We start from the raw sequence: 20,396 nt of genomic DNA, 5'->3' as shown, positions 1-20,396 counted from the left end.
TCGTGCGGCGAGCGCGTCGGGTGAGGCCGTACCCCCGGCAACCAGGCACAAACCTCGCGCTGGTCACAGCGGCCTAGGCTGACGACGGTGGTGCCCGCCACCGGGTCAACGGCTGAGGGAGGATCAACGTGACGGTGGAGATCACCTCACACGAGGAGTTGCGCGAGCTGCTCGGCGTGCCCAACGCGCGGGCCGCCGACAAGGAACGCACCCGGCTGCACGAACGGGACCGCGAGTGGCTCGGCGCCTCACCGTTCTGTCTGATGGCCACCGCCGGCGCGGACGGCAGCTGCGACGTCTCGCCCAAGGGCGACCCGGCCGGGTTCGCCCTGGTGCTGGACGACACGACCATCGCGCTGCCCGAGCGGCCCGGCAACAAGCGGGCCGACGGCTACCGCAACATCCTCGACAACCCGCACATCGGGTTGCTCTTCCTGATCCCCGGGCGGACCGACACGCTGCGGATCAACGGGCGGGCCCGCCTGGTCAGTGACGCGCCCTGGTTCGACGACATGGTGGTCAAGGGGCACCGGCCGGTGCTCGCCGTGGTGGTGGAGATCGAGCAGATCTTCTACCACTGCGCGAAGGCGTTCCTGCGGTCCGCGCTGTGGCGGCCGGAGACCTGGCAGCCGGAGGCACTGCCGTCCCGGGCACGCCTGATCAAGGAGGTCGAGGCCCCGAGGGAGAGCCTCGAAGACCTGGAACGGCACTACGGCCCGGAGTACGCCACGAAGATCTACGTCTGAATCCGCACCGAGTGACCCGGGCTGGTGCCGGTCAGGCCGACCAGCCGGCCGGGTTGCCGAACGATTCCCGGGAGATCCCGGAGCCGGTCTCCGGCCACGCACCGAACCGGTCGTTGTGCAGGTGCGCGAAGAGATAACACATGCCTTCGCAGTCGGCGTCCAGCAGCGCCATCGCGGGGTTGGCGCGGACCGCTTCGTAGTACGCCCGCCCCAGGGCGACGATGAAACCTCGGGCATAGAGGAAGCCGTCGTCCGACCCGTCGGTCACCTCGTGGATGTCCTCCCGATCGATGTCGTGCAGCTTGCGCTCCACCACCCGGTCGAGGTCGGTCAGCTCCCGCCCGGTCAGCTCGGCGGTCAGGTGCCCGAGGCGATCCAGAAAGGCATCAAGCCAGGCGTCGATCGCGTAGGACGGGCCGCCATCGTCATGGCCGCCGTCGTCGGCGGGGTCGCGCTCGATGAGGGCCTGCCGCAGCGCCAGGGGCTCGGCACCCAACTCGGCCCAGGCAGCTTCGATGAGTGCCCACAGCCGGGCCTCGTCGGCGGGGGTGGGCAGCGCCCCAGGGGCATCGGTGGTCACGGTCACTGCCGGACCCTAACCACCACCACCGACGGTTTCAGGACTCCGAATCGGCGGACACCATCCACAAGTGACCGTCCGGGTCCGCGAAGACGCCCGCGTACGCCCAGGGTTGGTCTGCCGCCTCGGTGATGATCTCGGCGCCGGCAGCGCGCGCCCGCTCGACGAGCGCGTCCGCTTCGGTCGGCGAAGCGACGCCAAGGTTGAGCAGACATTCGCTCTGGCCCCTCGGGGCGACCTCGTGCCGGCCGATCACCCAACCGAAGCCGCCGGTCGGGATGAGCATCAGCCGCAGCCCGTCGTTGACCACGAACTGCAACGGCTCCGGGATGCCGTCGTCGGCCAACTCGCCCACGGCGTCGAGGCCGAGCCCGTCGCGATAGAAGCGGTAGGAGGTGGCCCGGTCAGCGATGGGCAAACTCACGATCACCGGCGCGGAAGTCATGGGTGGACGCCTCCAAACTGTCGGTCCGGGTAGGTGAGGCATCAGTGTGTCGCTGAATTAACGTTGGACTCGTGACCGTAGACGAGTGGTTGACTGCGACCCGCACCTCCTACGACACGGTCGCGGTCAGCTACGCGCACCTGGTACGTGACCTCCTGGCGGAGGCACCGTACGAACAAGCCGCGCTGGCATCGTTCGCCGAGTTCGTACGGGGTGCCGGCGGCGGGCCGGTCGCGGATGTGGGCTGCGGGACGGGGCGAATCACCGCCCACCTGCACACGCTCGGCGTCGACGCCTTCGGGATCGATCTCTCGCCCGGAATGATCGACGTGGCCCGCCGTGACCATCCTGAGCTGAGGTTCGAGGTCGGCTCGATGACCGACCTCGATCTGGCCGACGGCTCGGTCGCCGGCCTGGTCGCCTGGTACTCCCTCATCCACATCCCGGACGACCAGATCGGCGTCGTGTTAGCGCACTTCCGGCGGGTGGTGCGCCCCGGTGGCCCGCTGCTGCTCGGCTTCCACGTGGGCGACGAGACCACCCTCAAGACCGACGGCTACGGCGGCCACCCGATGAACGTGCGCGTCCATCGTCGGCAGCCTGCCCAGGTGGCGGCCTGGCTACGCCAGAGCGGGTTCACTGTCGACTCGCAGACCACCGTCACCTCGGCGGAGAGCCGGCTCGGCGGCATCATCGTCGGACGACGGGAGCCCTGATCGCCCGTTGTCAATCCTTCCTCGTCACTGTCAGCCTAAACTGCGTACGGCGTTAGCAGTATTCGACGCGAGTGAGGCGACTGACGACGCGCGGCCCGTCTGGGTGCTCGGTGGCGGTGGCACCCCACTCGCGGAACTCTTCGAGCGCCAGCACGGCGGTGTCGCACACGAAACCTCACCCGCACTGGGCCTGCTCCACCTGCTTCGGCTCGCGCGGGCACAACTGTTCGCGCGCAGCCCCGAGCAGGCCGCTCGTCGCCTCGGTCGACTCGCCCTTCGCATCGTGGTCGTCGACACCGAAACCGGCGCCAGCCGCACCATCACCCGGCACGACGGCGTCCCCCTGGTGAACGCCGTCGCCGCAAGCTGCGCCATGCCGACCTCCGCGGCCCCGGTCAGCATCGGCGACTTCCGCTACCTGGACGGCGGCATGCGATCGACCCTCAACCTCGACCTCGCCCCGGAAACGGCCCGGCCATCGCCCTCGCACCGAGCACCGCCGCGATCGGCCCGTGGGCGCGTATCGACAAACAGCGAGCGGCGCTCGGAACGGGCCGCCGGGTGGAGTTGCTGCTCCGGGATACGGCCTCCAAACGAGCGCAGGGGACCAGTGTGATGGACCGATCCGTCGTGCCCGCGCTCGTGGCCGCAGCCCGCGATCAGGGCCGACGCGAGGCGCCCCGAGTGGCCGCCACGCTTGCGAAGACAACGCCGGGGCGGGAAGCGCGAGGCTGATGCCTCAGCCTTCGGGTCATGGCGGTTCATCCACCGTCGAACGTGACGAGTCCTTGGAATCGACGACCCGCAACGCGATGGCCAGGGCTTATGCAGCTATCGCAAGTAAGTTCCACCTTCTCCTAAATGTACCCAAGTACGGCTAAAACCCCTCTCGACCGGCCAATCAGTCGAATACGCTACGACTCGCCCAAGAAGTAGCGTCAGGTGACTAATGGGTAGCTCTGGGTGCATCCGGGGCGGCTCTGGAAGGGTCATGAGTAACAATCGACGGCTGCGGCGCAGCCGGAACCATGGCCGGGCCGCTTCAGGGCTGAGCTCCGCCCTACTGGTAGTCGGAATGACGGGTGGACCCGCAGCCGCAGCTCCGCCGGTGGAGACGAAGGCGTCCGCACAGGACGTACACATCGGTACGCCCGGTCCGCTCGGCCAACACGGCGCGTGGCCGTCATCCTGGTCAACTGTTCGCCAAGACGACGACGGACCCGGCGATTCGTGGGACCAGTATCCCGACGGGCAAACGGACTACGGCCCACAGGGCTGGCAGAGCCCATGGGGTGGTCACGACAAGGACAAGGGCGACTACCCGCACGACAAGCATGGCACTCAAGGCCCCCAGGGTGCCCAAGGTGCCCAGGGCGACGCGGGCGCGCAGGGCTTCCAAGGCACCACCGGCGCTCAAGGTGCCACCGGAGCCCAAGGTGCCCAGGGCGACGCAGGCGCACAAGGTGCCACCGGAGCCCAAGGCGCGCAGGGCGACGCAGGCGCACAAGGTGCCACCGGAGCTCAAGGCCCGCAGGGCGACGCAGGCGCTCAAGGCGCGACCGGCGCTCAAGGCCCGCAGGGCGACGCGGGTGCTCAAGGCTTCCAAGGTGCCACCGGTGCTCAGGGCGACGCAGGCGCACAAGGCGCCACCGGCGCTCAAGGCGCCACCGGCGCTCAAGGCCCGCAGGGCGACACGGGCGCTCCAGGCGTCCAAGGTGCCACCGGTGCTCAGGGCGACGCAGGCGCACAAGGCGCGACCGGCGCTCAAGGCCCGCAGGGCGACGCAGGCGCACAAGGTGCCACCGGAGCCCAAGGTGCCCAGGGCGACGCAGGCGCACAAGGCGCGACCGGCGCTCAAGGCCCGCAGGGCGACGCAGGCGCACAAGGCGCCACCGGTGCTCAAGGCCCGCAGGGCGACGCGGGTGCTCAAGGCTTCCAAGGTGCCACCGGTGCTCAAGGCCCGCAGGGCGACACGGGCACTCCAGGCGTCCAAGGCGCCACCGGTGCTCAGGGCACGCAAGGCGACACCGGTGCTCAAGGTGCTCAAGGCTTCCAAGGCGCCACCGGCACGCAGGGCGACGCAGGCGCTCAAGGCGCGACCGGCGCCCAAGGCCCACAAGGCGACGCAGGCGCACAAGGCGCCACCGGCGCCCAAGGCCCGCAGGGCGACACGGGCACTCCAGGCGTCCAAGGCGCCACCGGTGCTCAGGGCACGCAAGGCGACACCGGTGCTCAAGGTGCTCAAGGCTTCCAAGGCGCGACCGGCGCGCAGGGCACGCAGGGCGATGCAGGCGCTCAAGGCGCGACCGGCGCCCAAGGCCCGCAGGGCGACGCGGGTACTCAAGGCTTCCAAGGTGCCACCGGTGCTCAGGGCGACGCAGGCGCACAAGGCCCGCAAGGCGACGCGGGCGCACAAGGCGCCGCCGGCGCTCAGGGACCGCAGGGCGACACGGGTGCTCAAGGTGCTCAAGGCTTCCAAGGCGCCACCGGCGCGCAGGGCACGCAGGGCGACACAGGCGCTCAAGGCGCCACCGGAGCCCAAGGCCCACAAGGCGACGCGGGCGCACAAGGCGTCCAAGGCTTCCAAGGCGCCACCGGCGCGCAGGGCACGCAGGGCGACACAGGCGCTCAAGGCGCCACCGGAGCCCAAGGCCCACAAGGCGACGCGGGCGCACAAGGCGTCCAAGGCTTCCAAGGTGCCACCGGCGCTCAGGGCGACGCGGGCGCACAAGGCGCCACCGGCGCCCAGGGCCCACAAGGCGACGCAGGCGCTCCAGGCGTCCAAGGCTTCCAAGGTGCGCAGGGCGCCCAGGGAGACACGGGGGCACAAGGACTTCAGGGCGTACCAGGACCGCAGGGCGCCACGGGTGCCCAGGGCCCGCAGGGCGTGGCGGGCAACGGAATCGAGGCCGCCTACATTCAGGGCCCGCTGACCGTGATCGCAGACACCCCTGTCGATTTCGGCTGCCAGGCCGGAGATATCGCTGTCGGAACCGGATACCAGCTCTCGGGAGCAGGCGTCAACCCTGTGCTCATCCAGCCGCTCTCAGTCAGTGGCTACCAGTTCACCTTCACCGGCGGGGGCGCCGACATCTGGGTCTCCTGCATTTCACTCGCCACACCGCTGGCGTTGACGGCTCCGTCCAACACCTCGGGCCGGGCGACGTCAAACAGTAGCGACACCAACCGGCCGAACAGCAGGTCGAACCGCCCCGTCACCGTCGAGGAGGAGTAATGAACATGCGTCAGATATTCGGGTCGCTCGCCTGCGGTGCGGTCCTGCTGACCGGAGTCACGGCATGCAGCGACAAGCCTGCCGAAAAGCCGCAGACGAACAACGCCGGCAGCACCGACCAGACGAACGGTGCCGAGACTACGCCGGCGGATCTGCTCAAGCTCGGTCTTGAGCAGGGCCAGGCCGGCAACTTCGACGCGGCAAAGGCCACCTTCGAGAAGCTGCTGGACGCCGAGGCCGACAACAAGTTCGCCTGGTTCAACCTGGGCTACATCGCCCAGTCGCGCAATCAAGCCGACGAGGCGATCAGTAACTACGACAAGGCACTGGCGGCCGACGCCAACTACAAGCCGGCCCTTTACAACAGGCCATAGCACTGGAAGGCAAGGCGCCGACGACGGCGATAGACATCTACCGCAAGGTCGTGTCGATCGACGACAAGTCGTCAACCGCCTACCTCCGACTGGGCATGTTGCTGTCCCAGTCTGGCGAGGACGCAGCAGCGCGGGACGCCTTCAAGGCGGCGATCCGTCTGGACAAGGGGCTCACCTCAGCCGTTCCCGCGAAGTACCGCCCGACCCCTACCGCTCGATCCTCGACTTCGGCGGGTCGGTGATTGTCTCCATGCGCACACCTCGCGTAACGGTGTTCACGGGGAGCAACCGCACCCGCTTCATCGACGAATGCTTCGAATCGCTCGTCGCGCAGACCTTCACCGACTGGGAATGGGTGGTCATCCTCAATCAGGGGTCGCGTTGGCGACCCGAGAGGCACGACGATCGGATCCGGCTCATTGTCCAGGACAACCTGAACGGCGTCGGCGCGGTGAAGGGGTACGCCTGCGCCGAGGCTGCCGGTGACATCCTGGTCGAGCTCGACGACGACGACCTGCTCAGCAGCGACTGTCTGCAAGAGATCGTCGACGCCTTCGACTCCAACCCGGAGGTGGGGTTCGTCTACAGCGACACCGCGCAGATCCAGGAGGACGGTGGCCGCTCTGAGGACCGTTTCGCGAGCTCGTTCGGCTGGCGGCACTACGACGACAAGGTGGACGGCCGCGAAGTGCTGGTCTGCCGGGCACTGCCGCCGACGCCACACAACGTGAGCTACATCTGGTACGCACCGAACCATGTACGGGCGTTCCGCCGGGACATCTACGAGAAGGTCGGCGGGTACGACGAGTCGCTCGACGTTGCGGACGACGCCGATCTCATGGCTCGGATGTACCAGGTGAGCGAGTTCCATCACATTCAGAAATGCCTGTACCTCCAACGCATGCATGCCAAGAACACGCAGCGCATTCCAGATGTCAACGCTCGCATCCAGCAGCGCACGGTGGAGATCTATGACCGGAACATTCAACATAATGTGCTGGCCTGGTCACGGCGGCAGGGGCTCCTGGCGCTCGACCTGGGCGCCGCGCACAACAAGCCGGAAGGGTATCTCGGTCTGGATTGCCACGACGGGTCGGGTGTGGACATCGTCTGCGACATCACGAAAGGCGTGGACCTGCCGGACAACAGCGTCGGTGTCATTCGAGCGGTGGACTTCCTGGAACACATCCCGGACAAGATCGCACTGTTCAATGAGCTGTACCGACTACTCGCACCGAATGGCATGCTGTTGTCGCTGACCCCCAGCACCGACGGTCGAGGCGCCTACCAGGATCCGACGCATGTGGCGTTCTACAACGAGAACTCGTTCTGGTACTTCACGGACGCCAAGTATTCTCGGTTCGTACCTGAAATCAAATGCCGGTTTCAGGCGTCGCGGCTGGTGACGTACTTCCCGAGCGAATGGCACCAGGCGCACAACATCCCGTACGTCTCGGCGAACCTGATAGCGATCAAGGACGACGTCGTGCGCAACGGCGGCCTGCTGAACATTTGACCATCACGCGGCTTAGCTGGCGCTGGGACCCGGAGCGCCAGTTTGGAACGACGAAGATCGTGGCCGATGAGGGCCTGGTGGGTAGGCCAAGGCACCCAACCGCGTGACCGTTCGTGGCCGACGGTGACTGTCCTGGGCATCGGCTACCGGCATGGGCCACGCGTTAGGGACCGAGGCCCCTAAGCTATCGCAATGCCTGAGCATGGCGTGATCGATCTCGACGAGCACAACCATGTGCCGACCGAATCAGGTCCCACCACTACCCGTCGTCGTGCGCTCAAGAAGGCCCAACTGCGCCTCGTCGCCGTCTTCCTGGTCGGCTTGCTGCTGGGCGGGATCAGTGTCAACGAGTTGCGAGACTTACGTGAGCAGCGGGAACGGGCCGCGTCGGTCGCACTCGTCGTCATGCCGGGGTCGGCCCGTTCCGATGGCGTCGTTACCAAGGGCGTCGCCGAAGTGGACGGGTCGGTGGAAGTGACCAACTTTGGCCCTCTGCCGGTCACGATACGCGCGGTGCAAGCGCAGACATCTGGCGTCCTGATTCAGAACGTCGGCCAGTCCCAGCCGTTGCGCCCCGGCAGCACCCGCTGGCTCGACGTCAAGCTGCGGCTTCAGTGCCCGCTCGAAGTCCGGGACGAACCGTTGTCGATGCGCATCTCAGTAGAGACCGCCGATAGGCAGATCAAAGAGGTCCATCACCCCGTAGCCCTGCACGCAAGCGGCTGGCACTTCCAGGCTTCGCTCCTGTGCTTGCGAGCAGGTCTAGATGGGTGAGACGTGACAACGGGGGGCCAAGGGCCTGAGGGGATCCCGCGGTCGTTGCGCGGGATACGGACTGTCTGCGGACTGGCACGTCCGGCGGCGCTGCCGTGGACCACGAGAAACGGCAGAAGCCCAGGCCAATGACCTGGGCTTCGCTACCGAGCCGCCTGACGGAATCGAACCGTCGACCTACGCATTACGAGTGCGTCGCTCTAGCCGACTGAGCTAAGGCGGCAACGATCAGCAAGTGTACGGCACCCCGGCGGCACCGACCGAACGGGATACCCCCGCCGCGCTGGCCAGCACCAACCGGACATCGGCCGCCATCTGGACGCTTACCGGACAGCGGATGATCGGGTCCGGGACTACGCTGCGGCGGGTGAGCGACGAACGCGACCACCCCGAACGTCAGGACGAGACGACCGAACGCCCTGACCGCGCGCCGGCCGGTGAACGCGCCGCCCATCGGCCGCGCAGCACCGACCCGCTGGAGTTAGGCTTCACGCCGCGCAAACCGGTGCCGTGGCTGGCGCCGTTCCTGTTGATCAGCACCGGCATCCGGACGCTGCTGGCGGTGCTCTTCGGGGCGTACCTCGACAAGCGCGAGTTGCAGAACGCGTTCGGCGACGGCGTCTTCCGCCAGGTCGGGCCGGACGGTGGGCTGTGGCTCGACTACGTGGCCGACCTCGGTGACGGCTTCAACGCCACGTACTCGGTGGCGTACCTGCTGGCGCAGCCCGAGCTGACCGTCGACGGGCACCGCCTGCCCCGGGCGCAGACCCTGGTGATGGGCGGCGACCAGGTGTACCCGTCGGCGGCCTACGCCGCGTACGAGGACCGGTGCAAGGGCCCCTACCAGGCCGCGCTGCCGGTAGCGCCGGCCGAGAAGCCGACGCTCTTCGCGGTGCCGGGCAACCACGACTGGTACGACGGCCTCACCGCGTTCCTGCGGTTGTTCGTCCGCTCCCGGGACCGCAACTTCGCGGGCTGGGGCACCGGGCAGTCCCGGTCGTACTTCGCTGTGGAGTTGCCGGCCGGCTGGTGGTTGCTCGGCGTGGACGACCAGTCCGGCTCGTACCTGGACGACCCGCAGCTGGCCTACTTCGACGAGGTGGCCCGGCGGCTCGGTCCGGAGTCGAAGGTGATCATCGCGACGCCGGCGCCAACCTGGGTCAAGGCCGCCGACAACCCCACGGCGTACGACTCGATCGACTACTTCATCCGCACGATCATCGACCCAACCGGGGCGCGGGTGCGGCTGTTGCTCTCGGGCGACCTGCACCACTACGCCCGCTACTCAGGGCCGGACCGGCAGCTGATCACCTGCGGCGGTGGTGGCGCCTACCTCTACCCCACGCACAAGCTGCCGGAGCGCATCGAGGTGCCACCGCGGGACACGCTGGCCCGCAGGGCCAGCTCCACCCAGCCGTACGACCTGGTGGCCCGTTACCCGGACGCCGCGCGGTCGCGCCGCTACGGCTGGGGCATCTTCCCCCGGTTGCCGTTGCGCAATCCTGGCTTCACCACGTTGCTCGGCACCCTGCACACCCTGCTGATGCTGGCCATGGCGGGCGCGACGGCGAACTGGGCCGACAGCACCAACCAGCGGCTGTTCAGCGTCCCGCTGGTGGTGATGGTGCTCGTGACGGTGATCGCGGCGGCCCTGTTCGCCAAGCCGCCGAGCGCGAGCGGCAAACGCCACGTGCGGCACTGGATCCTCGGCGTGGGCCACGGCGTCGCGCAGGTGGCTCTGGGGGCGGCCGGCACCTGGGTCTGGTTGGCGCTGCCGTTCTACGACTGGCCGTGGCCGCTGCCGGCGGTCGCCGCGGCGGTGCTCTACGGCCCGGTGATCGGCCTGGTCGCCAGCCAACTGGTGGCGGCGTACCTGCTGGTGGCGGGCTCGTTCGGAGTGAACGTCAATGAACTCTTCGCCGGTCAGGGCATCGAGGATTCGAAGTCGTTCCTGCGACTGCGTATCGACCCGGACGGCACGTTGACCATCTACCCGCTGGGGGTGGACCGGGTCTCCCGCGACTGGCAGGTGAACCCCGACCAGTCGCCCACCCAAAGCTGGCTGATCCCCAAAACCCCCCTAACCCCCCACCTAACCGAACCCCCCACAGTCCTGCACTAACCCCACCCCACCCCACCCACCCCACCCACCCACCCACCCCCACCCGAGTTGATCAAGAGGTTTGCGTCATGACCGACCCGATTCCTGACGCAAACTTCTTGATCAACTGGGCTAAGCGGCGGGCGGGAGCCGGGGAGCCGGGCCGGAGAGGAACGGGCGCGGGGTTAGGGGGTGTATTGCTGGTCGTGGGCTTGGCGGGAACCGCAGACGTCGGCGCGGGAGCACATTGAGCGCGAGCCGTCCGCGTCCAGGCGTACCGTCACCGCGTCTCTCGGGACGCTGTGGCCGACGACCCGGCCGTCACCCTCGGGGGTGGAGACCCGACTGCCGACCGACGGGGCGGTCTCCTGAAAGCGCTGGTACAGCGGGTGCTCGTACTTGAGGCAGCACATCAGCCGCCCGCACGCGCCGGAGATGCGCAGCGGGTTGAGAGGCAGGTCCTGGTCCTTCGCCATCCGGATGGTCACCGGCTCGAAGTCGGTGAGGAAGGTGGCACAGCACAGGTCCCGACCGCAGGAGCCGATGCCGCCCTGCACCCGCGCCGAGTCGCGTGCGGAGAGCTGGCGCAGCTCCACCCGACAGTGCAGGGTCGCGCCCAGGTCGCGGACCAGGGACCGGAAGTCCACCCGGTGCGGGGCGGTGAAGTAGACGGTGCTGCGCTCACCGCCGCTCTCGGCGGAGCCGAGCACATGGTCGACCGCCACCACCTTCATCGGCAGGCCGTGCGAGCGGATCAGCCGTTTCGCGGCCACCTTGGCCTCGGCCTTGCGCCGACGCAACGCCTCGTCCCGGCGGAGGTCGTCATCACCGGCCAGCCCGACCAGGCGGGGGAAGCCGTCGGTCTCCTCGGTCACCCACTGCGCGGCCCACACGCACTCCGCCACCTCGGGCCCGTCATCGGTGGGCACCAGCACCCGGTCGCCCACCTGCGGACGCAACTCGCCCGGGTCGAGGTAGTAGAGCCGCCCGTACCGGTTGAAGCTGACCGCGCAGAGCATGCCCATCCCCCCACCCTACGACGGGTCACGGCGCAAGGCGCACCGCCCGCCTACGCGCCGCTGCCATTCATGACCGTCGACTCGACCTATTGCCGGGCGTCCCGTCGTGCCGTTGCTGCTCGCCCGGACGGTTGAATCCGGGGCCGGGCAGGAGACAAGACGTGCCTCGGCGGCGTTGAGTGGAGGAAGACCTGCGGGGGGTGCACGGGGAAGACCACGGCGTCGCCGTGGGCGCCGGCTCAGGTCAGGCGCCCACGAGCGACGCCGTGGCCTGTCCGAGGCAACGCGGCCACGGCCGGAGGATCGAAATCCGGGGCAACACCGCCACGGCCGGAGGGCCGGGCTCCGTTACCAGCCGACCCGGGTGGGCTGGTCGTAGCGGGGTCGTCCGTCCGTTGGCGGACGCCACGCGGTCTCGGCCAGGCTCGGCGCCCACTGACGCAGCAGCGTCTCCGCACCGTCGTACGCGACGCAGAGCACCGCCAGCACCCGTGCGGCGATCTCGGCGGCGTCGGCCACACCGGGCCCGACCGGCCCGGGCCGCGTCGACGCGCCGGTCGCGGTGGCGGCGACCACGGCTACCGCTTCGGCCGAGCGGAGCACGTCGGCCAACGTGCGGGCCAGCGCGAGACGGCTGCCCTCCACCCAGTCGGCGAGGGCGTCGGCGTAACCGGCTGTGGATTCGAGTCGCCCGACCAGGCTGTCCGGCCCCTCGTCGAGGTGGCGCAGCAGCGCCGCCCGCTGTTGCCCGTACGCAGTGGCGGCCGGCCCGGACCAGAGCACCGAGTCGGTGAGCGCGGCGGAGACGTCGTCGTACCCCCGGACGAGCCGGCGCACCGCGTAGCCGGCGCTGGCGAGCGGCACCGGGTGCAGGTCGAGGAAGCCGCGGACCGCGTCGCCCGGCAGCACCTGCATGCGGCGCAGCAGCGGCCAGACCCGGTGCCCCTCGGGGACGCCGGCCGCGATCAGTCTGTCCACCCGGCGGAGCAGGTCAAGGCCGGGTTCGGCGAGCCGGTCCAGCGCGTCCATCACGGCTCCCCGGTGAGCCGGCGGCGGGCCGCCCGGTCGACCTCGGCGTAGCGGTCGGCGGCCTCCCGCACGGCAGCCGCAGCGGCGGCCAGTCGACCGGCCGCGGCGCGGGCCTCCCGGGCCCGGTCGTCGGTGGCGGTGGTCCACTGCCGGTGCAGCGCCCGACCGATCTCGCCCGGGCGGCCCGGTGCGTCGGCGCCGAACGCGGCCTGGGCCGGATCGCCGGCGGTGACGGTGTGCGAAACGACTGTGAGCGTGGCGCTCGCCTCGTCCAGTCGGGCGGAGAGCGCGCGCAGTGTGTCCATCTCAGGCCCCCGCGAGCGGTCGGTAGGCGGCGAACGTCTCGTTGTGCAGCTTTTCCCGGGCCCATTCGGCGGCGTCGGCCGCCGCGGTGACCGCGGCCTGCACGGAACCGGCCACGTCGCGCGGGCTTCGGCTGTGCAACGGCCCGAGGAACCGGACGTCGGTGATCCGTCCACCGGCGGTGACCACCACCTCGACCAGGCCGTCCGGCGAGCGGACGGTCACTTCGACGGTCGACACCGCCTGGTCGAACTCGGCCTGGAGGGACTCGATCCGGCGGTAGCGTCGCACCGCCTCCTCGATCCAGGCTTCGTCGATCTCCCCCCGCGGCATCGGCCGACTCCTCCCGGGTGATCCATCACTCAGTGTGGTGCCACCGTCACCACGGCACAGGGACCGTACCGCACCGCAATCGGGCCTGTCGATGCCTGTGGACAACGGCCGGGAAGTGCGGGTCAGCCCTTCCAGAGGGCGAGCATCATCGCCTCGACCGCGATCCGCGGCTTGACGTTCGCCTCGATCGCCGCACGGCAGGCGAGCACGGCCTCCAACCGGCGCAGCGACCCCTCGGCGTCCCACTTCTGCGCGCCGGCGCCGGCCAACGCGGCCGTGTCGGTGTGCACCGGGGCGACGGGTGCGCTCAGCGCCATGGTGAGCGCGTCCCGGTAGAAGCCCGCGAGGTCGACCAGCGCCCGGTCCAGTGCGTCCCGTTGGGCCCGGGTGGCCCGGGACTTCTGCCGCTTCTCCAGCTCCTTGAGCTGCCCGGCAGCGCCTCGCATGGCGCCGGCCGCGCCCCGGCCGGTGCCGCCCGCGCCGAGCGCGGTCTCCAGTGCCGCCCGCTCGGTCGAGTCGGCCTCGGTGACCGACGCCTCGGCCTCCGCCTCGGCCGCCTCGATCAGCGCCGACGCCGCGTCGAACGCCGCGCCGACACCGGTCAGCCGGCGGGGCACCGCGAGCACCGCCTCGCGTCGTTTGCGGGCCTCCGGGTCGCGGGCCAGCCGGCGGGCCCGACCCACGTGACCCTGCGCGGCCGCCGCCGCCCACTGCGCCACGTCGGGGGCGATGCCGTCCCGACGAACCAGCACCTCGGCCACATCGGCGGCCGGCGGCTGCCGCAGGGGTACGACCCGACAGCGTGACCGGATGGTCACCGAGATGTCGTCCGGGTGGGTGGACGGGGCACAGAGCAGGAAGACCGTCCGCGGTGGGGGTTCCTCGATCGCCTTGAGCAGCGCGTTGCCGGCGGCCTCGGTGAGCCGGTCGGCGTCCTCGATGACCACCACCTGCCAGCGCCCACCGGACGGGGTGCTGGCCGCGCGGAGCACCAGCGCGCGCATCTCGCCGACGCCGATGGAGAGCCCTTCGGGCACCACCATCCGCACGTCGGCGTTGGTGCCGCCCATCGTGGTGTGGCAGCCGGGGCACTCACCGCAGCCGGTGCCGTGCGCGCACTGGAGTGCGGCGGCGAACGCCCGCGCGGCGACCGAGCGGCCGGAGCCGGGTGGCCCGGTGAAGATCCACGCGTGCGTCATCCCGGTGGACGGGTCCACCCCGCCGGTCACTGCGTCGTCGGCCACGGACTCGTTACCGCTGGCCGGGCCGGCGGCGACCAACGCGGCCGCCCCAGCGCGCAGCACGGCGGCTGCTGCGGCGGCGGCGCGCCGCAGCTCGACCACCGCCTCGTCCTGACCGACGAGGTCGGCGAAGACGTCCGGCATCAGGTCTTGTGCTCCATCGTCACCAGCTCCGCGTCGGATAACTCAGGCTGCACCGAGGTGTCCGGGCCCTGCGCCGGCCGCGGGTGCACGATGCCGCCCGGCTTGCCGAGCATCTCCTCGACCCGCCGGACCACCAGCCCGGTGATCTCGTCGGCCGGCCGGGACGCGTCGAGCACCAGGTAGCGCTTCGGGTCGGCGGCGGCGAGGTCGAGGAACGCGTACCGGACGCGCTCGTGGAAGGCGACCGACTCGGCCTCCAGCCGGTCGGTGCCGGTGTTGCGCGAGGCCACCCGGGACAGGCCGGTGCGCGGTTCGACGTCCAGCAGCACCACCAGGTCGGGCTTGAGCCCACCGGTGGCCCAGGAGGAGAGCCAGGAGACCTCGTCGACGGGCAGCGTCCGGCCGGCGCCCTGGTACGCCAGGGACGAGTCGACGTACCGGTCACTGATCACCACGCCGCCCCGGACCAGCGCGGGTCGGACGACTGTGGCCACGTGGTGCGCCCGGTCGGCGGCGTAGAGCAGCGCCTCGGCCCGGGGGGATGGCGCGTCGTCGCCGGAGGTGTCCAGCACCAGCGACCGGATTCGCCGGCCGACGCCGGTGGCCCCCGGCTCGCGGGTGACCACTACCTCTCGGCCGTGACCGCGCAGTCGCTGGGAGAGCGCGGTGAGCTGGGTGGACTTCCCCGCGCCCTCGCCGCCCTCGAAGACCACGAAGAGCCCGGCGGAGACGAACGGCTCGGCGGGCATCAGCGGACGGCCCCGGATGGAGCCCCACAGGTCGGCGAGGACCGGGACGCCCTTCTTGTCGTCCATCTGGCCGAACGCGCTGATCCCGGCGAAGATGCCGGCGGCACCGGCGGCGAGCAGCAGCAGTCGGGTGGAGGAGACGGAGATGCCGAGGTCGGCGATTGTCAGTTTGCGGGAGCCGCCGACACCGACCAACACGCTGCTCAGCCCGATGGCCAGGATCAGCACCAGCCGGGTGCCGATCTGCACCACAGCGAAGACCCGGCCGCGCACCTCGTCGGCCACCTCGCCGCCCAGCAGCGTGGTGCCGGCCAGGAAGGCCATCCCGGCACCGGCGCCGACCAGCACCGCGCCGACGATCGCCATGGACAGGTGGATGGCGAAGGCGAGGGTCATCACCGCGGCGCTGGCCAGCACGATGCTCATGCCGAACCAGCGACGCCGGGACATCTCCTTGACGATCATCGGGCCGAGCCCGATGCCGAGCGCCAGGCCGACGAAGATGGCACCGAAGAGCAGTGAGAACGCCGCGTCGCCGGCGCCCAGCGAGTTGGCGAAGAACTTGGCAGTGCCGACCACGATGCCGCCACCGGCGAACGCGCCGAAGATGCCCAGCACCAGGCCACGGACGAGCGGGGTCTCGCCGATGTACTTCCAGCCCTCGGAGAACTGCCGGAACATGCTCTGCTCGGCACGCTCGGCCTCACCGCGTTGAGCCTCGCTGATCTCCTTGATCCCGAATGCCACCACCAGTGCGGTGGCGAGCCGGGAGAAGGAGTTGATCCAGAGCGCGAGCTGGGCCGGCTCGGCCCAGGAGGGCAGGTCGCCGCCGACGGCACCACGGACGCCACGGTCGAGCACGGCAAGGCCGATGGCGGCGGCGACCGGGGTGAGGCCGTAGGTGGTGATCAGGGTGAGCTGGTTGGCCGCTTCCAGCCGGGCCCGCGGGATCAGGTTCGGGACCGCGGCCTCCTTGGCCGGGATCCAGAGCAGGGTGAGCGACTCGATCAGGAAGGTGGCGATCAGCGCCCAGCCGACCACCAGGCCACCTGCGGCGCCACTGAGGGCGTAGAGCGGAATGGAGGCGAAGAGCACGAAGCGCAGCAGGTCGCAGATGACCATCGTCCAGCGCCGGTCGAACCGGTCGGCGAAGACGCCGGCCACCGGGCCGAGCACCAGCGCGGGCAGCAGCCGGATCGCGGTGACCCCGCCGAACGCGGCGCCCTGGGCGGTGCTGCCCTGCACCTGCGAGGCGGCGAAGAGCGCGGTGGCCAGCAGGCCGAGCCAGTCACCGAAGGAGGCCGCGCCGAGCACGATCCAGAGCCGTCGGAACGGCCGGATGCGCAGCACTGACCGGATCGCGGCATAACCGGACGGATCAGCCTGACCGCCGTTGGGCTGCTTGGCGGCGCTGCCCGACTGGTCACCCGAGCGCGACACGCCGGGCGACTCGCCGCTGTTCTGGCTTTCGATGGCCGTACCTCCACGTGCCGGCCCATCGCTGGGCACCTCCGGTGCAACACTCTAGACCCGGTGGGGGCCACCCCCCGGGCGACATTCTCCTGCTCGCTGAGCCTAGGCCGCCGGAGGTACCGACCGCAGCCCGGACGTACGCGAGGGTATTTCGCATTCTCCGTCAGACAGTTAGCGTGCACACGTGGCCATCGAAAGCGACAAACTTCGCGAGCGCCTGGATCGGGCGACTGCCCACCTCGACCCCCCGTACGCGGTGGTCGACCTCACCGCCTTCGACGCCAATTCGGTCGCCCTGGCCGATCGCGCCGCCGGAAAACCGGTCCGCCTCGCCAGCAAGTCGGTCCGCAGCCGGGAGCTGATCAGTCGAGCCCTCGCCCGGCCCGGCTGGCAGGGCGTGATGGCTTTCACAGTGCCCGAGGCGATCTGGCTGGTCCGCGCCGGCGTCAGCGACGACGTGCTGGTCGCGTACCCGAGCGCGGACCGGGCCGCCCTCACCGAACTGGGCGCCGACCCGACGCTCGCCGCCGCGATCACCCTGATGATCGACAGCACCGGCCAACTCGACCTCATCGACGCCGTCACGGCACCGGGGCAGCGCGCCGAGCTACGGCTCTGCCTGGATCTGGACGCCTCCTGGCGACCGCTGCGCGGTCGGGTGCACGTCGGCGTCCGCCGCTCACCGGTGCACAGCGCGCGGGCGGCCGGCGCGCTCGCCGCAGCCGTCGCCGGTCGGCCCGGCTTCCGGCTGGTCGGGCTGATGTCGTACGAGGCGCAGATCGCCGGCCTGGGTGACGCGCCGCCGGGCAGGACGCTGCTGGCGGGCGCGATCAGGCTGGCCCAGCGCGGGTCGTACCGCGAGTTGCTGGCCCGCCGTGGCGCGGCGGTCGCCGCGGTACGCGAGCACGCCGACCTGGAATTCGTCAACGGCGGCGGCACCGGCAGCGTTGCCGCGACCAGCGCCGATCCCGCGGTAACCGAGATCACCGCGGGATCGGGCCTGTACGGGCCGACGCTGTTCGACGCGTACCGCGCCTGGCGGCCCACCCCTGCGGCGTTCTTCGCCTGCGCGGTGGTCCGCCGACCGACGCCGGAGCTGGCGACGGTGCTCGGCGGTGGCTGGATCGCCTCCGGCCCGGCCGCCGACAGTCGACTGCCCCGGCCGTGGCTACCGGCGGGGCTGAAGCTGGTTGGCACCGAGGGCGCCGGCGAGGTGCAGACTCCGCTGTCCGGAGCGGCGGCGGCCGGGCTGCGCATCGGCGACCGGGTGTGGTTCCGGCACGCCAAGGCAGGTGAGCTGTGTGAACGGGTCAACGAGCTGCACCTGGTCGAGGGCGACGCGGTGGTGGCGACCGTCCCCACCTACCGGGGTGAGGGGCAGGCCTTCCTCTGAGACCGGACAGCTGCCCTCACCGCCGGCCGAGGCCCGTTCGCCCCGCGCCGACTCAGGCGGGTTGGGGCGCCCCAGCCTGCTTGCCGACTGTCGACCGGCCGTTGTCCGGGCCGTCGACCTGGCGGTGCAGGTACTCCCGGATCAACGCCTTCGCCTCCAGCAGCACCCGCTCGTCGCCCTCGGGCTTCCGACGGAACGCGAGCTTGATCAGCGCGTCCGCGGCCTCGACCGCGATCTCCAGCACGAAGCGCAGCTTGGGCACGTCGGTGAGCCCGAAACGCTCGGTGAGCACCCGGGCCAACTGATCGGCGATCACGCCGTTGTTGTCCCGCTGCTCGTCGAGCAGGTGCAGGTCGACCACGTCGCCGAAGTGCAGGGTACGGAAGCCGGGGACGGTGCGGTGCATCGTGATGTACTCGTCGATGCCCGCGTCGACGCCGTCCCACCAGTGGGTCATCTCGTCGGAGGCGAACCGCTCGTCGAGGCGCTGGAGGTAGGACTCCATCGTCCGCAGGGTCAACGCCTGCACGATCGCCCGCTTGTCCGGAAAGAACTGGTAGACCGACCCGATCGCCACCTCGGCCCGCTCGGCGAGCAGGGTGGTGGTCAGCCCCTCGTACCCCACCTCGTCGACGAGTTCGGCGCAGGCATCCAACATGCGCTGTACCCGCGCGACACTTCGACCTTGCACCGGTACGCGGCGCAGCGGCCCGGTCGTGGCGGCTGGTGTGGACACTCTGCGCCACCCCCCTTCGACGGATGAACATATCTCCACGTCACGAGTCCGTGACTACCGGTACAACGAGCGGATCGCAATTGCGGTATTTACCAGCTAGAACGTTCCTGATATGAAGTCAGTTCATATTCATGAATGAGGAGTGCGCATGGTCCGCACCGCACCGCTCGGGGCTGGATGGTCCAACTGGGCCGGTAACCAGCGTGGCAGCGCCAGCGCGATCCTGCGCCCCGGCTCGCCGACCGATGTCGCAGAAGCCGTCCGATCTGTTGCCGCCGACGGCGGTCGGATCCGGGTGACGGGCAGCGGTCACTCGTTCACCGCCGTCGCGCTCGCCGACGACCGTCGGATGGACCTGTCCGACCTGGACACCACTGTCAGCGTGGACGTCGCCCACCGACTGGTCACAGTGCCGGCGGGAATGACCCTGCACGCGCTCAACGGCCTGCTCGCCCGGCACGGCCTCGCGCTGCCCAACCTCGGCGACATCGACGCGCAGACCGTCGCCGGTGCGATCTCCACCGGCACCCACGGCACCGGAGCCGGCTACGGGTGCCTCTCCACCTTCGTCGAGGCGATCACAGTGGTCACCGGCACCGGCGAGGTGCTGCGCTGCTCCGCCGACGAACATCCCGACGTCCTCGCCGCCGCCCGGGTGTCACTCGGCGCGCTCGGCGTCCTGGTCGAGGTGACCCTGCGCTGCGTGGACGCCTTCGTCCTGCGCGCCCACGAACGCCCGGCCGAGCTGGCCGACGTGCTCGGCGAACTGCCCGAGCTGATCGGCCGACACGACCACGTCGAGTTCTACTGGTTCCCGTACACGTCCCGGGTCCAGGTCAAGGCCAACGACCGGGTACCCGCCAACGACAGGCCGCTGCCCCGCTGGCGCGGCTGGGTGGACGACGACTTCCTGTCCAACCGGGTCTTCGCCGGCGCCTGCCGACTCGGCCGGGCCGTGCCCGCGCTGGCCCCGGGGATCAGCGCGGTCTCCGCCCGCGCCCTCACCGAACGCCAGTACACCGGACGCTCCGACCGGGTCTTCTGCACGCCGCGCCGGGTCCGCTTCGTGGAGATGGAGTACGGCCTACCCCGCGAGGCATTGCCCGAGGCGCTCGCCGCGCTCCAGCGGATCGTGGACGGCCTGCCGTTCAAGGTGCTCTTCCCGGTGGAGGTGCGGTTCACCGCCGCCGACGACATCTGGCTGTCGCACGGCTACGGCCGGGACAACGCCTACATCGCCGTGCACCAGTACGTCGGCATGCCGTACGAGCCGTACTTCCGGGCCTTCGAGCAGGTGGCCGCCGGGCTGGGCGGTCGCCCGCACTGGGGCAAGCTGCACTACCGCGACGCCGCCTCGCTGGCCACTGCGTACCCCCGCTTCGCGGACTTCCAGGCCGTCCGCGACCGGCTCGACCCCCACCGCGTCTTCACCAACCCCCACCTGAACCACGTCCTCGGGGTCTGACGGCCTTGGTCTAGGGGATCTTGA

22 protein-coding genes and 1 tRNA gene are annotated in these 20,396 nt (G+C 70.3%); 11 read left to right on the top strand and 12 right to left on the bottom strand.

Annotated features, from left to right (window positions below):
- Nucleotides 1–128: 128 nt before the first annotated feature.
- Nucleotides 129–746 (top strand): pyridoxamine 5'-phosphate oxidase family protein, encoded by a 618-nt coding sequence (locus tag PSH03_RS15260; RefSeq protein WP_238689512.1) that lies wholly within the window; start codon nt 129–131, stop codon nt 744–746.
- A gap of 31 nt (nt 747–777) precedes the next feature.
- On the opposite strand, the gene PSH03_RS15255 is transcribed toward PSH03_RS15260, so the two are convergent.
- Nucleotides 778–1,332: a DUF4240 domain-containing protein gene (locus PSH03_RS15255; protein WP_238689511.1), complete on the bottom strand. Its 555-nt coding sequence runs from the start codon at nt 1,330–1,332 to the stop codon at nt 778–780.
- Nucleotides 1,333–1,363: 31 nt separating this feature from the next.
- Entirely contained in the window at nt 1,364–1,771 is a 408-nt protein-coding gene (locus PSH03_RS15250; protein WP_210783966.1) for a VOC family protein, read from the bottom strand.
- A gap of 71 nt (nt 1,772–1,842) precedes the next feature.
- Between PSH03_RS15250 and PSH03_RS15245 the strand changes: the two genes are divergently transcribed.
- Nucleotides 1,843–2,487 carry a class I SAM-dependent DNA methyltransferase gene (locus tag PSH03_RS15245; protein WP_210783967.1) on the top strand — a complete coding sequence of 215 codons (645 nt, stop codon included), beginning with the start codon at nt 1,843–1,845 and terminating at the stop codon, nt 2,485–2,487.
- 175 nt (nt 2,488–2,662) lie between these two features.
- Here the strand turns inward: PSH03_RS15245 and PSH03_RS32880 are convergent, their stop codons facing one another.
- A complete protein-coding gene (locus PSH03_RS32880) occupies nt 2,663–2,818 on the bottom strand; it encodes a hypothetical protein (RefSeq protein ID WP_238689537.1) in 156 nt (51 codons plus the stop codon).
- On the opposite strand from PSH03_RS32880, the gene PSH03_RS32875 reads away from it, so the two are divergent.
- On the top strand, nt 2,771–3,103 hold the full coding sequence (locus PSH03_RS32875; protein ID WP_308194384.1) for a patatin-like phospholipase family protein: 333 nt from the start codon (nt 2,771–2,773) through the stop codon (nt 3,101–3,103). The genes PSH03_RS32880 and PSH03_RS32875 overlap by 48 nt on opposite strands.
- A 576-nt stretch (nt 3,104–3,679) precedes the next feature.
- Here PSH03_RS32875 and PSH03_RS15230 read toward each other — a convergent pair.
- Nucleotides 3,680–5,272 carry a hypothetical protein gene (locus PSH03_RS15230; RefSeq protein ID WP_238689510.1) on the bottom strand — a complete coding sequence of 531 codons (1,593 nt, stop codon included), beginning with the start codon at nt 5,270–5,272 and terminating at the stop codon, nt 3,680–3,682.
- Nucleotides 5,273–5,374: 102 nt separating this feature from the next.
- On the opposite strand from PSH03_RS15230, the gene PSH03_RS15225 reads away from it, so the two are divergent.
- The 5 genes from PSH03_RS15225 to PSH03_RS15210 all read left to right on the top strand — a co-directional run bounded on the left by PSH03_RS15225 (nt 5,375) and on the right by PSH03_RS15210 (nt 8,386).
- Nucleotides 5,375–5,722: a hypothetical protein gene (locus tag PSH03_RS15225; RefSeq protein WP_238689509.1), complete on the top strand. Its 348-nt coding sequence runs from the start codon at nt 5,375–5,377 to the stop codon at nt 5,720–5,722.
- Nucleotides 5,722–6,096, top strand: coding sequence for a tetratricopeptide repeat protein (locus tag PSH03_RS15220; RefSeq protein ID WP_238689508.1), 375 nt, complete (start codon nt 5,722–5,724; stop codon nt 6,094–6,096). Before PSH03_RS15225 ends, PSH03_RS15220 begins: the two co-directional genes overlap by 1 nt.
- Nucleotides 6,097–6,146: 50 nt before the next feature.
- On the top strand, nt 6,147–6,338 hold the full coding sequence (locus PSH03_RS33045) for a hypothetical protein (RefSeq protein ID WP_372494761.1): 192 nt from the start codon (nt 6,147–6,149) through the stop codon (nt 6,336–6,338).
- Complete coding sequence (locus PSH03_RS15215; RefSeq protein WP_238689507.1) at nt 6,335–7,612, top strand: glycosyltransferase; 1,278 nt, start codon at nt 6,335–6,337, stop codon at nt 7,610–7,612. The genes PSH03_RS33045 and PSH03_RS15215 overlap by 4 nt, the downstream gene beginning before the upstream one ends.
- A 192-nt stretch (nt 7,613–7,804) precedes the next feature.
- Nucleotides 7,805–8,386: a hypothetical protein gene (locus PSH03_RS15210; RefSeq protein WP_210783972.1), complete on the top strand. Its 582-nt coding sequence runs from the start codon at nt 7,805–7,807 to the stop codon at nt 8,384–8,386.
- Nucleotides 8,387–8,535: 149 nt separating this feature from the next.
- Here the strand turns inward: PSH03_RS15210 and PSH03_RS15205 are convergent.
- A tRNA-Thr gene (locus tag PSH03_RS15205) sits at nt 8,536–8,609 on the bottom strand.
- 144 nt (nt 8,610–8,753) lie between these two features.
- Here PSH03_RS15205 and PSH03_RS15200 point away from each other — a divergent pair.
- On the top strand, nt 8,754–10,508 hold the full coding sequence (locus tag PSH03_RS15200) for a metallophosphoesterase family protein (protein ID WP_210783973.1): 1,755 nt from the start codon (nt 8,754–8,756) through the stop codon (nt 10,506–10,508).
- Nucleotides 10,509–10,672: 164 nt separating this feature from the next.
- Here the strand turns inward: PSH03_RS15200 and PSH03_RS15195 are convergent, their stop codons facing one another.
- The 6 genes from PSH03_RS15195 to tmk form a co-directional block, all read right to left on the bottom strand.
- Nucleotides 10,673–11,512: a PSP1 domain-containing protein gene (locus PSH03_RS15195; RefSeq protein ID WP_210783974.1), complete on the bottom strand. Its 840-nt coding sequence runs from the start codon at nt 11,510–11,512 to the stop codon at nt 10,673–10,675.
- A 342-nt stretch (nt 11,513–11,854) separates the two neighbouring features.
- Entirely contained in the window at nt 11,855–12,535 is a 681-nt protein-coding gene (locus tag PSH03_RS15190; protein ID WP_210783975.1) for a hypothetical protein, read from the bottom strand.
- On the bottom strand, nt 12,535–12,840 hold the full coding sequence (locus tag PSH03_RS15185) for a type VII secretion target (RefSeq protein ID WP_112602113.1): 306 nt from the start codon (nt 12,838–12,840) through the stop codon (nt 12,535–12,537). The genes PSH03_RS15190 and PSH03_RS15185 overlap by 1 nt, the downstream gene beginning before the upstream one ends.
- 1 nt (nt 12,841) lies before the next feature.
- Nucleotides 12,842–13,171 carry a YbaB/EbfC family nucleoid-associated protein gene (locus PSH03_RS15180; RefSeq protein ID WP_053659404.1) on the bottom strand — a complete coding sequence of 110 codons (330 nt, stop codon included), beginning with the start codon at nt 13,169–13,171 and terminating at the stop codon, nt 12,842–12,844.
- Between the two features lie 122 nt (nt 13,172–13,293).
- Nucleotides 13,294–14,556, bottom strand: coding sequence for a DNA polymerase III subunit delta' (locus PSH03_RS15175; RefSeq protein ID WP_210783976.1), 1,263 nt, complete (start codon nt 14,554–14,556; stop codon nt 13,294–13,296).
- Nucleotides 14,556–16,655 carry a dTMP kinase gene (gene tmk / locus PSH03_RS15170; protein ID WP_210784023.1) on the bottom strand — a complete coding sequence of 700 codons (2,100 nt, stop codon included), beginning with the start codon at nt 16,653–16,655 and terminating at the stop codon, nt 14,556–14,558. The genes PSH03_RS15175 and tmk overlap by 1 nt, the downstream gene beginning before the upstream one ends.
- Nucleotides 16,656–16,962: 307 nt before the next feature.
- Between tmk and PSH03_RS15165 the strand changes: the two genes are divergently transcribed.
- Nucleotides 16,963–18,171, top strand: a complete 1,209-nt coding sequence (locus PSH03_RS15165; protein WP_210783977.1) for an amino acid deaminase/aldolase — start codon at nt 16,963–16,965, stop codon at nt 18,169–18,171.
- 52 nt (nt 18,172–18,223) lie between these two features.
- Here the strand turns inward: PSH03_RS15165 and PSH03_RS15160 are convergent, their stop codons facing one another.
- Nucleotides 18,224–18,829, bottom strand: a complete 606-nt coding sequence (locus tag PSH03_RS15160) for a TetR/AcrR family transcriptional regulator (RefSeq protein WP_210783978.1) — start codon at nt 18,827–18,829, stop codon at nt 18,224–18,226.
- A 226-nt stretch (nt 18,830–19,055) separates the two neighbouring features.
- On the opposite strand from PSH03_RS15160, the gene PSH03_RS15155 reads away from it, so the two are divergent.
- Complete coding sequence (locus tag PSH03_RS15155; RefSeq protein WP_238689506.1) at nt 19,056–20,372, top strand: D-arabinono-1,4-lactone oxidase; 1,317 nt, start codon at nt 19,056–19,058, stop codon at nt 20,370–20,372.
- The last annotated feature ends 24 nt before the right edge of the window (nt 20,373–20,396 follow it).

This window comes from Micromonospora salmantinae (genome assembly GCF_022230905.1).
Taxonomy (GTDB): Bacteria; Actinomycetota; Actinomycetes; order Mycobacteriales; family Micromonosporaceae; genus Micromonospora; species Micromonospora salmantinae.
Note: the sequence above shows the minus strand (reverse complement) of the source record. Positions and strands in the feature narration are given on the sequence as shown.

Bases quoted from the DNA above. Each gene is read 5' to 3' on its own strand.
- PSH03_RS15250 (WP_210783966.1), bottom strand. From the start codon at position 1,771: ATGACTTCCGCGCCGGTGATCGTGAGTTTGCCCATCGCTGACCGGGCC.
- PSH03_RS15220 (WP_238689508.1), top strand. From the start codon at position 5,722: ATGAACATGCGTCAGATATTCGGGTCGCTCGCCTGCGGTGCGGTCCTG.
- PSH03_RS15210 (WP_210783972.1), top strand. From the start codon at position 7,805: ATGCCTGAGCATGGCGTGATCGATCTCGACGAGCACAACCATGTGCCG.
- PSH03_RS15195 (WP_210783974.1), bottom strand. From the start codon at position 11,512: ATGGGCATGCTCTGCGCGGTCAGCTTCAACCGGTACGGGCGGCTCTAC.
- PSH03_RS15190 (WP_210783975.1), bottom strand. From the start codon at position 12,535: ATGGACGCGCTGGACCGGCTCGCCGAACCCGGCCTTGACCTGCTCCGC.
- PSH03_RS15185 (WP_112602113.1), bottom strand. From the start codon at position 12,840: ATGGACACACTGCGCGCGCTCTCCGCCCGACTGGACGAGGCGAGCGCC.
- PSH03_RS15180 (WP_053659404.1), bottom strand. From the start codon at position 13,171: ATGCCGCGGGGGGAGATCGACGAAGCCTGGATCGAGGAGGCGGTGCGA.
- PSH03_RS15175 (WP_210783976.1), bottom strand. From the start codon at position 14,556: ATGCCGGACGTCTTCGCCGACCTCGTCGGTCAGGACGAGGCGGTGGTC.
- PSH03_RS15160 (WP_210783978.1), bottom strand. From the start codon at position 18,829: ATGTTGGATGCCTGCGCCGAACTCGTCGACGAGGTGGGGTACGAGGGG.
- PSH03_RS15155 (WP_238689506.1), top strand. From the start codon at position 19,056: ATGGTCCGCACCGCACCGCTCGGGGCTGGATGGTCCAACTGGGCCGGT.